Genomic DNA, 14025 nt, shown 5'->3' with positions numbered 1-14025 from the left:
AATCGCGAAAGATTAAACGCTGAAACGACGCTGTCTGCCGGAGACGGGCAGCGGATGGCAGGCAGGGACAGGCGGCCGACACCCTGGCCGCGGCGGGCGTCAGAGCCGAGCAGCCAGCCGGGTTCCCTGCTCGATGGCGCGACGGGCATCGAGCTCCGCCGCCTCGTCGGCACCGCCGATGACATGCACGGCCACCCCGGCCGCCCGAAGCGGCGCGAGCAGCTCCCGCACCGGTTCCTGGCCCGCACAGACCACGATGGTATCGACCTCGAGACAACGCGGTTCGCCATCGATGCGCAGATGCAGCCCCTCGTCGTCGATGCCGAGATACTCGCAGCCGGCCAGCATCTCGACCCCGCGATGCTTGAGCGAGGCCCGGTGCACCCAGCCGGTGGTCTTGCCGAGCCCCTTGCCCGGCTTGCTGGCCTTGCGCTGCAGCAGGACGACCTGGCGGGGCGTCGCGGGTCGTTCGGCCGCCCTGAGGCCGCCGCGATGCGAGACGCCCAGGTCCACCCCCCACTCATCGCACCAGGCCGCGACCGACGGTGCGGCGTCGCCGGCGTGGGTCAGGAGCTCCGCCACGTCGAAGCCGATGCCCCCGGCGCCGATGATCGCCACGCGCCGGCCGACCCGCTCGGGATGGGTGATCGCCGTCGGGTAGCCGATGACCTTCGGATGGTCGATGCCCGGCATGGCGAGGCGCCGTGGCCGCACGCCGGTGGCCAGCACCACCGCGTCGAAGTCGCGCAGGGCCTGGACATCCGCCTCGGTCCCCAGCCGCACCGTGACGCCCAGCCTGTCGAGCATCACCCGGTAGTAGCGCAGGGTCTCGTCGAACTCCTCCTTGCCGGGAATCCGCCGCGCATGGTTGAACTGGCCGCCCAGCTCTGTCCCGCGCTCGAACAGGGTCACGGCATGGCCGCACTGGGCCGCAGTGACCGCGGTGGCAAGCCCGGCGGGACCAGCGCCCACCACGGCGATGGCCTGCGGCGCAGCGACCGGGCCGACCACCAGCTCCGTCTCGTGACAGGCCCGCGGATTGACCAGGCAGGAGGTCACCCGGCCCAGGAAGACCTGGTCCAGGCAGGCCTGGTTGCAGGCGATGCAGGTGTTGATCTCCTCGCTGCGTCCCGCGGCGGCCTTGCTCACCCAGGCCGGGTCGGCCAGGAAGGGACGTGCCATGGAGACCATGTCGGCATGCCCCTCGGCGAGGACCCGCTCGGCGACCTCCGGCATGTTGATGCGGTTGGTGGTGATCAGCGGTACAGAGAGTTCGGCCTTCATGCGCCGGGTCACCTCGGTGAAGGCGGCCCGCGGCACGCTGGTGACGATGGTGGGGATGCGCGCCTCGTGCCAGCCGATGCCGGTGTTGATCACATCGACCCCGGCGGTCTCCAGGGCGCGCCCCAGGGCGACGACCTCCTCGAAGGTGCTGCCCTCCTCCACCAGATCGATCATCGAGAGCCTAAAGATGATCAGGAACGCCTGGCCCACGGCCTCGCGAATCCGCCGTACGATCTCCACCGGGAAGCGCAGGCGGTTCTCGAGGCAGCCGCCCCAGGCATCGTCGCGATGGTTGGTCCGGGGGCAGATGAACTGGTTGATGAGGTAGCCCTCGGACCCCATCACCTCGACACCGTCGTAACCGGCCTCCCGGGCCAGTTTCGCGCAGCGCACGTAGGCCTCGATACGCGCCTCGACCTCGTCGCCGGCGAGCTCCCGGGGGGTGAAGGGGTTGATGGGGGCCTGGAGCGCCGAGGGCGCCACCAGCTCGGGCGTATAGGCGTAGCGCCCGGCATGCAGGATCTGCAGGCAGAGGCGACCGCCGGCCGCGTGCACGGCATCGACCACGCCACGGTGTTCCGCCACCTGCTCGGGCCGCTCGAGGGTCGCCGCCCCCTGGAAGACGGCCCCCTCGGGATGGGGCGCGATACCGCCGGTAACGATCAGCCCGACCCCCTCCCGGGCACGCTCGGCGTAGAAGGCCGCCAGTCGCGCGAAGCCGCCCGGCGCCTCCTCGAGATTGGTGTGCATCGAGCCCATCAGCACCCGGTTGGGCAGTGTCAGGTGGCCGACCTTCAGGGGTCGGAACAGCTGGGGATAAGCACTCACGGCAGGATCCTCACGGTCGTAACGGCGGTCGATTCAAACAACTGTATGATAGTCGAGCCACATGACGCAAAGGCTCATCGACAAGCGTCACCGGAGAGCAAGGGACAGATACCCGGGCACCAACGAGACAGCCCCGAGGCCTGAAGGGCCTCGGGGCTGAAGAATTCGTGTGCAGATGGCGGACCGGACGGGACTCGAACCCGCGACCTCCGGCGTGACAGGCCGGCATTCTAACCGACTGAACTACCGGTCCGCGTGGTGGGTGATACCGGACTCGAACCAGTGACCCCCAGCATGTGAGGCTGGTGCTCTAACCAACTGAGCTAATCACCCACGCGTTACTGCAAGCTTGCTGCTGTCGTCATGCCATCATGGCGGACCGGACGGGACTCGAACCCGCGACCTCCGGCGTGACAGGCCGGCATTCTAACCAACTGAACTACCGGTCCGCAAGATGACCTGCGACAGGGAAGAACATGGCGGACCGGACGGGACTCGAACCCGCGACCTCCGGCGTGACAGGCCGGCATTCTAACCAACTGAACTACCGGTCCGCTGCACTCTTCCTGCGACATGATCGGGCATCGCCGAGGCGATGGTGGGTGGTACAGGGTTCGAACCTGTGACCCCCAGCTTGTAAGGCTGGTGCTCTCCCAGCTGAGCTAACCACCCCCGGTCACGTGGCGCTGCATTCTACAGGGGCCCCGACCAATGTCAACGCTTTTCGCATCGCCACAGGGGCACGCCCGCAGGCCAAGAACCTCCGCCCTTTCATCGACTTGCCCGCATCGCCCGCAATGCGGGAGTTTCAGGCGTGGGCGATCATGAAGGCGGCGATCGCCGCCGCCCCCTCGTCGATCAGTTCCGCCTGGGTCCTGCCCGAGGCGCGACGCGGCTTCCAGTCATGGTCGCCGTCCTCGAGCCAGTGCAGCCGCGCCGTGCCGGGGAGCGCATAGCCCGTCACCTCGTCGCGGGTGCCGAAGGGATCCCGACTGCCCTGCACCACCAGGGTCGGACAGCCCAGCAGCGGCCAGTGGGAGAGCCGCAGGCGCTCGGGCCTGCCGGGCGCATGGAAGGGGTAGCCACACAGCACCAGGCCGGGGGCACCGTCGCGGGCCGCGAGCAGGCTGGCGACACGCCCACCCAACGACTTGCCACCCAGCCAGGGGGGCGGAAGGTCCTGGTGCGACACGCTGTCGCACCAGTGGAGCAGTTCATCGACCAGGCGATCGACCCTCGGCGGCGGCCGCCGCCGGCCTTCGCGGCGCATCTGCTGCAGGTAGGCGAACTCCATGGCCAGCGTCTGGACCCCCACCCCGGCCAGGGCATCACGCAACCGTTGCAAGAAGGTTGAATCCTGACCCGCACCGGCGCCATGGGCGATCAGCAGCCGGCCCGCCCGGCACTCGCCACGCACTTCCAGGGGGCCGAGGCCCTCGATATTCCAGCCGCCGGTCTCGCCATCCCGCAGCAATCGGTGCAGGGTTTCGCGGTCGATGGGCGACGAATCCCGACAAAAACGGTCTGACAATTTCAGCCCCTTCGCGTTCATGAATCAATACATTGGCGTGTTCAGCTTGTCGCACGCCTGCGCTAGAATCAGCGATGGTTATAGACCTGCATCATCCTGCGGAGGTCCCCCGAGGCAGAATGTCGCGGGACACCCCCAAACCGCGTTCGATGGGAACCTGACATGAGCACAGCACTAGAACACCCGACCTACAACTACAAGGTAGTTCGGCAGTTCGCGATCATGACGGTGGTATGGGGCATCGTGGGCATGACCCTCGGTGTCATCCTTGCCGCACAGCTGGTATGGCCGGAACTGAACCTGGGACTGCCGTGGACGAGCTTCGGCCGCCTGCGCCCCCTTCACACCAACGCCGTGATCTTCGCCTTCGGCGGCTCGGCACTGTTCGCCACCTCCTACTACGTGGTGCAGCGGACCTGTCAGACCCGGCTGTTCGGCGACAAGCTGGCGGCCTTCACCTTCTGGGGCTGGCAGGCCGTAATCGTCTCCGCGGTGATCTCCCTGCCGCTGGGCATGACGACCACCAAGGAGTATGCCGAGCTGGAGTGGCCGATCAACATCCTGATCGCCGTGGTCTGGATCAGCTACGCCATCGTCTTCCTGGGCACCATCAAGCTGCGCAAGACCTCCCACATCTACGTGGCCAACTGGTTCTTCGCCGCCTTCATCCTGACCGTGGCAGTGCTGCACATCGTCAACAACGCCGCCATCCCGGTGACCCCGATGTACTCCACCTCCATCTATGCCGGCACCATCGACGCCATGGTGCAGTGGTGGTATGGCCACAACGCGGTGGGCTTCTTCCTGACGGCCGGCTTCCTGGGGATGATGTACTACTTCGTGCCCAAGCAGGCCGAGCGCCCGGTCTACTCCTACCGCCTCTCCATCGTCCACTTCTGGGCGCTGATCATGGTCTACATGTGGGCCGGGCCGCACCACCTGCACTACACCGCCCTGCCCAACTGGGCCCAGTCGCTGGGCATGATCATGTCGATCATCCTGCTGGCCCCCTCCTGGGGTGGCATGATCAACGGCATGATGACCCTCTCCGGCGCCTGGCATAAGCTGCGCACCGACCCGACCCTGCGCTTCCTGGTGGTGGCCCTCTCCTTCTATGGCATGTCCACCTTCGAGGGCCCGATGATGGCGGTGAAGACGGTCAACGCCCTCTCCCACTACACCGACTGGACCATCGGCCACGTGCACGCCGGCGCCCTGGGCTGGGTGGCGATGATCACCATCGGCTCCATGTACCACCTGATCCCGCGCCTCTTCGGTCGCACCGAAATGCACTCGGTCAACCTGATCGCCGTGCACTTCTGGCTGGCCACCATCGGCACGGTGCTCTACATCGCAGCCATGTGGGTCAACGGCATCCTGCAGGGCCTGATGTGGCGTGCCATCAACCCCGACGGCACCCTGATGTACACCTTCGTGGAATCCGTGGAGGCCAGCGGCCCGGGCTATATCGTGCGCCTTATCGGCGGCCTGTGCTGGGTGGCCGGCATGCTGATCATGGCCCTCAACGTCTTCATGACCGTTCGTCGCGGTGAAGGCGCCCGACAGCCGCTTCCGCAGACTGCCTGAGCCAAACAGGGAACGAGACTCCAATGAGACACGAGATTGTCGAAAAGAACGTCGGCCTGCTCGCCGTACTGATCTTGGTGGTGATCAGTTTCGGCGGCCTGGCCGAGGTCGTGCCGCTGTTCTTCCAGAAGCAGACGACCGAACCCGTCGAGGGGCTCGAGCCGCTCTCCGCGCTGGAACTGGAAGGCCGTGGCATCTATCGCCGCGAGGGCTGTGTGGGCTGCCACTCGCAGATGGTCCGCCCCTTCCGTGCCGAGACCGAACGCTACGGCCCCTACACCGTGGCAGGGGAAACGGTCTACGACCACAACTTCCTGTGGGGCTCCAAGCGCACCGGGCCGGACCTGGCCCGCGTCGGCGGCCGCTACAGCGACGACTGGCACCGCGCCCACCTCTACAACCCCCGTGACGTGGTACCGGAATCGGTCATGCCGGCCTACCCGTGGCTGTTCGAGAACACCCTGGATGGCGAGGATACGCCGAAGAAGATGCGCGCCCTGCGTGCCCTCGGCGTGCCCTACACCGACGAGCAGATCGAGAACGCCGGTAGCGAGGTGCGCGGCGAGCAGGAGATCACCGCGCTGATCGCCTATCTGCAACAGCTTGGCACCGTGCTCGAGGGCACACGCTGACTATGGATACCGGAACCTTTCGCGGCATCATCACGGGCATCCTGATCGTTGCCTTCATCGGGCTCACCCTGTGGGCCTACTCGAGTCGGCGCAAGAAGGATTTCGACGAGGCGAAAAATCTGCCCTTCGCCGACGAGGATGATGCACTGGCAAACCGTGACACGAGCGCCTCGCGCGAGACCGATTCCCGTCATGACAGGGGAGACAAGAACACATGAATTATCTATGGGGTGACTCCCTTTCCGGCTTCTGGAGTGCCTGGATCATCGTGATCACGCTGGGCTCCATCGGGATTGCCTTCTGGCTGCTCTACGCCAACCGCAAGACCGACAAGACCCCCGATGCCGAGGGCAACGTGGATACCACCGGCCATGCCGCCGACGGGATCGAGGAGTACGACAACCCGTTGCCCCGCTGGTGGTTCCAGCTCTACGTGGGCACCGTGATCTTCGCCCTAGGCTACCTGGTGCTCTATCCGGGCCTTGGCAACTTCGCCGGCGTGCTGGGCTGGACCCAGGAGAACCAGTGGGAGAAGGAAGTGGCCCGCGCCGAGGAGCGCTTCACGCCGATCTTCGCCCAGTACCAGGAGGTGCCGATCCCCGAACTGGCCAAGGACGACGAGGCGATGCAGGTCGCCGAGCGCATCTACCTCAACAACTGCGCAGTCTGCCACGGCTCGGGCGCGCGGGGCGGCTACGGTTTCCCCAACCTGACCGATGACGACTGGCTCTACGGTGGCGAGCCGGAAAACATTCTGACGACCCTCCACCAGGGGCGTAATGGCCTGATGCCTTCCTGGCAGCAGCTGGGCAGCGAGAACATCGAGAACCTCACCCAGCACGTGCTCTCCCTTTCCGGGCTGGAGCATGACACGGAGCGCGCCGAGAGCGGTGCGGCGACCTTCGCCTCGGTGTGCGCGGCCTGCCATATGCCCGACGGCACCGGCAACCAGGCCCTGGGGGCGCCCAACCTGACCAACGACATCTGGCTCTACCAGCAACCCGGCCAGAGCGTGGCGGACTCCGTGCGACAGACCCTGCGTAACGGCCGCAACGGCCATATGCCGGCCCAGGCCGCTTATATCGGCGAGGAGCGCGTCCACCTGGTCGCCGCCTACGTCTACAGCCTGCGCTTCGAGGACTGAGACAAGACCCTCGGACGTTGAAGGGTGCGGCCTCCGGTCGCACCCTTTCTCGTTTTGCGGACACCCCGATACAATATGTACACCTGCAGTGGCCTCCCTGCCCGGCCCTGCCCCTCCTTGCCAGCCGTGAGCCTGCCATGAGCGAGAAGATCCCGACCCGCGACGTCACCCCGGATCCCGTGGCGCATCACACGCCCCAGGAAGCGGTCACCCAGCACATGTACGCCAGCCGGCGCCATATCTACGTGCGCGAGATCAAGGGCTTCTTCCAGCGCCTGCGCCGCGTATCCAACTGGGCGCTGATGCTAGCCTTCTTCCTGCTGCCCTGGGTGCCCTGGGGCGACCGCCCGGCGATCTGGTTCGACCTCCCCGGCCGAGAATTCCACATCTTCTCGGCCACCTTCTACCCGCAGGAGTTCATGCTGCTCTCCTGGCTGCTGATCATCTGTGCCTTCGGCCTGTTCTTCATCACGGTGTTCGCGGGCCGCGTCTGGTGCGGCTACACCTGCCCACAGAGCGTCTGGACCTTCCTGTTCATCTGGGTCGAGCATCGACTGGAGGGCTCGCGCAACCGCCGCATCAAGCTCGACAAGCAGCCGATGACCACCGACAAGCTGTGGCGCAAGTCCGCCAAGCACGCCATCTGGCTGCTGATCGCCCTGGCCACCGGGGTCACCTTCGTCGGCTACTTCACCCCCATCCGCGACCTGGTGGTGGCGCTGCCCACCCTCGAGGCCCACGGCTGGTCCTACTTCTGGGTCGGCTTCTTCCTGGTCTTCACCTACCTCAATGCCGGCTGGCTGCGCGAGCAGGTGTGCATCTACATGTGCCCTTACGCGCGCTTCCAGTCGGTGATGTTCGACCGCGACACCCTGATCGTCTCCTACGATACGGACCGCGGCGAGCCTCGCGGTCCGCGCAGGAAGAGCCTGTCCCATGCCGAGGCCCGCGAGGCCGGCCACGGCGACTGCATCGACTGCGACCTCTGCGTGCAGGTCTGCCCCACCGGCATCGACATCCGCGACGGCCTGCAATATGAATGCATCACCTGCGCGGCCTGCATCGATGCCTGCGATAGCGTGATGGACAGGATGGGCTATCCCCGCGGGCTGATCCGCTACACCACCGAGAACGCCCTGGAAGGCAAGCCGACGCACATCCTGCGACCCCGCCTGATGGGCTATCTGGCCGCCCTGGTGGTGATGATCGGGGTCTTCGCCTGGGCGGTGGCTGACCGCACGCCCCTGGGCTTCGACGTGGAGCGCGACCGCAACCGGCTGTTCCAGATGACCCGTGACGGGCGCATCAGCAACGCCTACACCCTGACGGTGCGCAACCTCGACAGCCAGCCGCATGTCTACCGGCTGGAGGCCTCTGGCCTGCCCGGCCTGACCCTGGATACCCATGAGGTCAGCGTGCCGGCCGGCGAGTCGCGCCAGCTGGTGATCCAGGCCAGCGTACCCCCCGAGGCCATCGACCGGCCCAGCGCCGAGATCATCCTGCGGCTGGAAGCGCAGGATGCCGACATCGCCATCGAGCGCGACAGCCGCTTCATAGGAGAGACCCGCTGATGAGCGCGGAACACGAGAGCATCCCGCCCTGGTACAAGCAGTTCTGGCCCTGGTTCCTGATCGGCCTGCTGGCCTCCTCGGTGACCTTCAGCCTGGTCTACCTGACGCTGTCGATCCGCTACTATGACGGCTCGGTGAGCGGTGACTACTATAAGCAAGGCCTGGCCATCAACCAGCAGCTCGCCAAGCAGGAGCATGCGCAGACGCTGGGACTCGAGGCTCGCCTGCTGGTCGACGACCGCACCGGCGACGTGGTAGTTGACCTGCAGGGCGATCGCCAGCCTGAACAGCTTTTCTTGGAGCTGATCTTCCCGACCGAGAGCAGCCGAGACCGCTCGCTGACCCTGGAGCACGTCCGCGACGGGCGCTATGTGGGCATGGTCAACGAGCCGCTGAACTACCGCTGGTACCTGCAGCTGCAGCCCACCGAGGGCCGGGACGCCGAATGGCGCCTGACCGGCGAGGCCCGCTTCCCCAGCGACGACGAGATCGCCCTGGTTCCCGGCCTCTAGGGCCGGCCGACGAGAGACCATGACCCAGAGCCCCCAGACGCCTGACGCGGCCCCCGACTGCTACCACTGCGGCAACCGGGTACCGGCCGATGCGCCCTGGTCGATCACCCTCGACGAGGTGCGCCACCCGCTCTGCTGCCCCGGCTGCGAGGCCGTGGCCCACGCCATCGTCGATGGCGGCCTGGCGAGCTACTACCGCTTTCGCACCGAGTTGCCGGAGCGACCGGACGACCGCCAGGCGGCCAGGGCCGAGACCTGGACGGTCTTCGATGACCCCGGGCTGCAGGCCCGCTTCGTGCACCCCGAGGGTGACGACGGGACGGTGCATGCCACCCTGGCCGTGGACGGCATCACCTGTGCGGCCTGCGCCTGGCTGATCGAGCACCGCCTGAATGCCCTGGAGGGGATCGCCACCAGCGCGGTCAACCTCACGCATCACCGCCTGCGGGTCAGCTGGGACCCCCAGCGAGTCGCCCTGTCGCGGATCCTCGCCGAGATGGCCGCCATCGGCTACCCGGCCCAGCCCTGGGAGCCCGATGCCGCGCAGCAGCGCCTGCAGCACGAGGAGCGCATGAACGTGCGCCGCCTGATCGTCGCCGCCGTGGGCATGATGCAGGTGATGATGTTCTCGATTCCCATCTACGTGGCCGGCCCCGACGAGATCAGCGCCGACTTCCTGGCCCTCTTCCACTGGCTCTCCTTTGCCCTGGCCACCCCGGTGGTGCTCTTCTCGGCCCAGCCCTTCTTCCGCAACGCCCTTCGCGACCTCCAGACGCGCGTGCTGGGCATGGACGTGACGGTGTCGCTGGCCATCGGCGGCGCCTACCTGGCCAGCGGCTATGCGGTGATCGCCGGCCACGGCGACGTCTATTTCGACTCGGTGGCCATGTTCACCTTCTTCCTGCTGTTCGGCCGCTACGTGGAGGGCCGCGCCCGACGCCGCAGCGGGCATAGCGGCAACGCCCTCTCCGACGCCCTGCCCCTCTCGGCGACCCGCCTCACCGAGGCGGGCGAGGAGCGCATCCTGCCCGCCAGCGAGCTCACTGCCGGCGACCGGGTACTGGTCAAACCAGGCCATGGCGTGCCCGCCGACGGGGTGGTCGAGGCCGGCGAGTCGAGCGTCGACGAGTCGATGCTCACCGGGGAGTACCTGCCGGTGACCCGCGGGATCGGTGACCGCGTGACCGGCGGCAGCCAGAACATCGAGAGCCCGCTGACGGTACGCGTCACCCACGCCGGCGCCGATGCCCGGGTGGCCAGCATCGTCGACCTCACCGACCGCGCCTTCGCCAGCCGCCCCCGGATCGCCCAGCTGGCGGCGCGCATGGCCCACCACTTCGTGCTGCAGGTGCTGCTGATTTCCCTCGCGGTGGCCGTGGCCTGGTGGTTCATCGACCCGGACCGGATGCTGTGGGTCACCCTGTCGGTGCTGGTGGTCACCTGCCCCTGCGCCCTGGCACTGGCCACGCCCACGGCCCTCACCGCCGGCCATGGCCGCCTGCATCGCCGCGGCGTGCTGATCACCCGTGCCGATGCCCTGGAGACGCTGTCGCAGCTCGACCGGGTGATCTTCGACAAGACCGGCACCCTGACCAGCGGCGAGATGAGCCTGGTCGAGACCCGCCCGATCGGCGATCCGGGCAGCGCTCTCGGCGAGGGCGGCGCACGCCGCGTAGCGGCCGCCCTGGAAGCCCAGTCGGAACACCCCATCGCGCGGGCCTTCCGCCCCTTCCGCGAGGCCACCGTCACGGCCGGGGAGGTGCTGAGCCGCCCCGGACAGGGCCTGGAGGGCAGGATCGAGGATCGCCGCTGGCGACTCGGCAGGCCCGAGTTCGCCGCCCCCGAGGCCCCCCCGACGCTGCCCGGCGAGGGGCAGTGGCTGTTACTGGCCGAGGAGGGCCAGCCGCGAGCCTGGTTCGCGCTGCACGACCGCCTGCGTGAGGATGCCCGGGAGACCATCGAAGCCCTGCGGGAACGCGGGTTGGCGGTGGAGCTGCTCTCCGGCGATACCCCCTCGGCGGTGGCGGACATGGCCCTTCGCCTGGGCATCGATACCTGGCAGGCAGCCGCAACGCCCGAGGACAAGCTGGCCCGCCTCCATGCCCTGCAGGCCGGCGGCGAACGGGTGGCCATGGTCGGCGACGGCATCAACGACGTGCCGGTGCTGGCCGGTGCCGACGTGGCCATCGCCATGAACGGTGCCACCGACCTGGCGCGCACCCGCGCCGACGCCGTCTTGCTCGGCCCCCGCCTGGGGCGTATCGTCGAGGCCATCGAGACCGGCCGGGCCACCCGGCGGATCATCCGCCAGAACCTGACCTGGTCGCTGGTCTACAACATCTCGGCTCTGCCCCTGGCTGCCATGGGCTTCGTGCCGCCCTGGCTGGCAGCCATCGGCATGTCGGCGAGCTCCCTGGTGGTCGTCGGCAATGCCCTGCGCCTGACCCGTGATACGCCCTCGCACCCTGTCGGCAGCAGCGCCCCCAGGCTGGTGAACGCATGAGCATCCTCTACCTGCTGATCCCCCTCTCGCTGATCCTGCTGGGACTGGCCGTCTGGGCCTTCTTCTGGGCCGTCAAGCACGACCAGTTCGAGGACTTGGAGGGCCCCGCCTACCGCATCCTCTTCGACGAGGACGACAACGACCGACCGAAGGACGAACGCCGGGGCCCCGGGCGTGACGCCCCCGGCGAGGATGAGGAACGGCGCGACTGATGGACCCCACCGGCCTCGACCTGCCCCCGCTGGCCGCCGCCTTCGTCTTCGGCCTGCTCGGCGGTGCCCACTGTATCGGCATGTGCGGCGGCATCATGAGCGCCCTGACCTTCGCCGTCCCGCCCAGCATGCGCAGCCCGGCACGCCTCTCCGGGCTGCTGCTGGGCTACAACCTGGGCCGGATCGCCAGCTACATGGTGGCGGGCGCCCTGGTGGCGGGAATCGGCACCCTGGTCGCCCTCACGCCCGAGGCACGCCTGGCCCTCCAGGCCCTGGCCGCGGTGATGCTGATCCTGATGGCCCTCTACATCGCCGACTGGTGGAAGGGACTGCTGCGGGTCGAGGCCCTGGGACGCCGGCTCTGGAAGCACCTCGAGCCGCTGGGGCGACGCCTGATGCCGGTGGTCAAGGTGCCTCAGGCCGTGGCCCTGGGGGCGGTCTGGGGCTGGCTGCCCTGCGGCCTGGTCTACTCCATGCTCGCCTGGAGCCTGGCCATCGCCGACCCCTGGCGCGGCGCCGCCCTGATGGGCGCCTTCGGCCTCGGCACCCTGCCGGCCCTGCTGGCCACCGGTCTCGCTGCCCGCCAGCTCGGCGCCCTGATCCGCCACCCAGCCACCCGCAGTCTCGCGGCGCTGTCGATCATCGCCTTCGCCCTCTGGCAGCTGTGGACGCTGCTGCCCGTCCCGGCGGGCCACTGAGCCGCACGATCCCCGCTTCGCTTGACGCAGCTCAACGCGGCTCCCGGCGCTCGGCGCTAGCATGAAGGCACGTTCAATCTCCGGAGTGCCGTCCATGTCCGCTCGAGCCGCCGTCGACGACCGCCCCCGCGGTACCGCCCTGCTCCGCGACGCGGGCGTGCTGCGCCGTCATGGCGTGGGTGGGCCGCGTTACAGCAGCTACCCCAGTGCCGACAGCTTCTCGACGGCGTTCTCGGACGGGGACTTCACGGCGGCCCTGGAGCGCAGCAACGCCGGCGGGCAGGACCTGTCCCTCTATGTGCACGTGCCCTTCTGTCGCCACAGCTGTCACCACTGCGCCTGTACCCGGGTCTCCGCCGAGAGCACCCGGCGCGCCGAACCCTACCTGTCGCGGCTCGACAGGGAGATGGTGCTCGTCTCGCGCCACCTGGACAGGTCACGGGAGATCACGCAGCTGCACTGGGGCGGCGGGACCCCGACCTTCCTGATCCTGGACCAGATGAGCGACCTGATCGACCGGCTCGACGCACGCTTCGGGCTGTCGGGCTCGCGTCACCGGGACTACAGCATCAAGGTCGACCCCCGGGACGCCGACGTCTTCACCCTGCGCCACCTCCAGGCGCTGGGCTTCAACCGCCTGAGCCTGTCGGTGCTGGACCTGGACCCACGGGTTCAGCGCGCCATCAACCGCCACCAGCCCCGGGTACTCACCGAACAGCTGATCGACGAGGCCCACCGGCTGGGCTTCCGCTCCCTGGGCCTCGAGCTGGTATATGGCCTGCCCGGCCAGACTCGCGAGAGCCTTGCCGAGACCCTCGAGCAGGTGATCGCCATGGTCCCGGCCCGCTTGTCGCTGTTCCCCTACGAGCACCGACCAGAGCGATACGCGGCCCAGCGCCGGATCCGGACCGAGGAGCTGCCGCCGCCGGGAGAGCGGCTGACCATGCTCGACACCGCCCTCGCGATGCTTGCCGAGGCCGGCTATGTGCACATCGGCATGGAGCTCTTCGCCCGCCGCGAGGATCCACTGACCACGGCACAGGCCCGGGGGCAGCTGTCGCGCAGCCTGAACGGCTACAGTGCACTTGCGCCCGTCGACCACCTGGGCCTGGGGGTGGGGGCGCTCAGCCGGCTGGGCGGCATCGCCGCCCGCAACCCCGTATCCCTGGCCGACTATGAGGCGCGCCTGGATGCCGGCCGCCTGCCGGTGGAGCGCGGCCTGCGACTGACCGAGGACGACCGCCTGCGGGCGCGGGCCATAGAGCGCCTGATGTGCGACATGCGCCTGGACCTGGCCGTCCTCGGGCAGCAGTTCGACCTGGACGCCGGCGTGCACCTGGAGGATGCCCTGGCCCGGCTGGCGCCGGCCGAACGAGATGGCCTGGTGAGGCGGCATGGGCAGCGCCTGGAGGTCACCCCGGCGGGACGGCTGCTGGTCCACCGCCTGGCCGCGGCCTTCGATGCCCGGGCCACCTGACCGGCGTGGCGCGCGGCACCGCGCACAGGGAGTACCTCCTAAGGGA

12 protein-coding genes and 5 tRNA genes are annotated in these 14025 nt (G+C 68.2%); 10 read left to right on the top strand and 7 right to left on the bottom strand.

Translation table 11 applies throughout. From position 1 onward, the window contains the following. Positions 1 to 99 precede the first annotated feature (99 nt). From M8009_RS05655 to M8009_RS05625, 7 genes are all read right to left on the bottom strand, one after another. Positions 100 to 2112 (bottom strand): oxidoreductase, encoded by a 2013-nt coding sequence (locus M8009_RS05655; RefSeq protein ID WP_250059806.1) that lies wholly within the window; start codon positions 2110 to 2112, stop codon positions 100 to 102. A 176-nt stretch (positions 2113 to 2288) separates the two neighbouring features. Continuing rightward, positions 2289 to 2365 (bottom strand) — tRNA-Asp (locus M8009_RS05650). Between the two features lie 3 nt (positions 2366 to 2368). Further along, positions 2369 to 2445, bottom strand: a tRNA-Val gene (locus tag M8009_RS05645). 39 nt (positions 2446 to 2484) lie between these two features. Further along, positions 2485 to 2561 (bottom strand) — tRNA-Asp (locus tag M8009_RS05640). 28 nt (positions 2562 to 2589) lie between these two features. Next, positions 2590 to 2666, bottom strand: a tRNA-Asp gene (locus tag M8009_RS05635). A 42-nt stretch (positions 2667 to 2708) separates the two neighbouring features. Then, positions 2709 to 2784, bottom strand: a tRNA-Val gene (locus M8009_RS05630). A gap of 136 nt (positions 2785 to 2920) precedes the next feature. Then, positions 2921 to 3643: an alpha/beta family hydrolase gene (locus tag M8009_RS05625; protein ID WP_347709829.1), complete on the bottom strand. Its 723-nt coding sequence runs from the start codon at positions 3641 to 3643 to the stop codon at positions 2921 to 2923. A gap of 162 nt (positions 3644 to 3805) precedes the next feature. On the opposite strand from M8009_RS05625, the gene ccoN reads away from it, so the two are divergent. From ccoN to hemN, 10 genes are all read left to right on the top strand, one after another. Further along, on the top strand, positions 3806 to 5230 hold the full coding sequence (gene ccoN, locus M8009_RS05620; protein WP_250059804.1) for a cytochrome-c oxidase, cbb3-type subunit I: 1425 nt from the start codon (positions 3806 to 3808) through the stop codon (positions 5228 to 5230). 23 nt (positions 5231 to 5253) lie between these two features. Continuing rightward, positions 5254 to 5862 carry a cytochrome-c oxidase, cbb3-type subunit II gene (gene ccoO / locus M8009_RS05615; RefSeq protein ID WP_250059803.1) on the top strand — a complete coding sequence of 203 codons (609 nt, stop codon included), beginning with the start codon at positions 5254 to 5256 and terminating at the stop codon, positions 5860 to 5862. Between the two features lie 2 nt (positions 5863 to 5864). Next, positions 5865 to 6080 (top strand): cbb3-type cytochrome oxidase subunit 3, encoded by a 216-nt coding sequence (locus M8009_RS05610; protein ID WP_250059802.1) that lies wholly within the window; start codon positions 5865 to 5867, stop codon positions 6078 to 6080. After that, positions 6077 to 7006, top strand: coding sequence for a cytochrome-c oxidase, cbb3-type subunit III (gene ccoP / locus M8009_RS05605; RefSeq protein WP_250059801.1), 930 nt, complete (start codon positions 6077 to 6079; stop codon positions 7004 to 7006). The genes M8009_RS05610 and ccoP overlap by 4 nt, the downstream gene beginning before the upstream one ends. 137 nt (positions 7007 to 7143) lie before the next feature. Then, complete coding sequence (gene ccoG, locus M8009_RS05600) at positions 7144 to 8577, top strand: cytochrome c oxidase accessory protein CcoG (protein WP_250059800.1); 1434 nt, start codon at positions 7144 to 7146, stop codon at positions 8575 to 8577. Further along, positions 8577 to 9089, top strand: coding sequence for a FixH family protein (locus M8009_RS05595; RefSeq protein ID WP_250059799.1), 513 nt, complete (start codon positions 8577 to 8579; stop codon positions 9087 to 9089). Before ccoG ends, M8009_RS05595 begins: the two co-directional genes overlap by 1 nt. Before the next feature lie 19 nt (positions 9090 to 9108). After that, positions 9109 to 11592, top strand: coding sequence for a heavy metal translocating P-type ATPase (locus tag M8009_RS05590; RefSeq protein WP_250059797.1), 2484 nt, complete (start codon positions 9109 to 9111; stop codon positions 11590 to 11592). Beyond that, a complete protein-coding gene (gene ccoS / locus M8009_RS05585) occupies positions 11589 to 11804 on the top strand; it encodes a cbb3-type cytochrome oxidase assembly protein CcoS (protein ID WP_250059796.1) in 216 nt (71 codons plus the stop codon). The genes M8009_RS05590 and ccoS overlap by 4 nt, the downstream gene beginning before the upstream one ends. Then, positions 11804 to 12502, top strand: a complete 699-nt coding sequence (locus M8009_RS05580; RefSeq protein WP_250059794.1) for a sulfite exporter TauE/SafE family protein — start codon at positions 11804 to 11806, stop codon at positions 12500 to 12502. The genes ccoS and M8009_RS05580 overlap by 1 nt, the downstream gene beginning before the upstream one ends. A 94-nt stretch (positions 12503 to 12596) precedes the next feature. Beyond that, the gene (gene hemN, locus M8009_RS05575; protein WP_250059792.1) at positions 12597 to 13979 is read left to right on the top strand and encodes an oxygen-independent coproporphyrinogen III oxidase; all 1383 of its coding nucleotides are present in this window, start codon (positions 12597 to 12599) and stop codon (positions 13977 to 13979) included. The last annotated feature ends 46 nt before the right edge of the window (positions 13980 to 14025 follow it).

It is taken from the genome of Halomonas gemina, from assembly GCF_023554995.1.
Lineage (GTDB): Bacteria > Pseudomonadota > Gammaproteobacteria > Pseudomonadales > Halomonadaceae > Halomonas > Halomonas gemina.
This window is presented reverse-complemented; position numbering and strand designations above follow the sequence as displayed.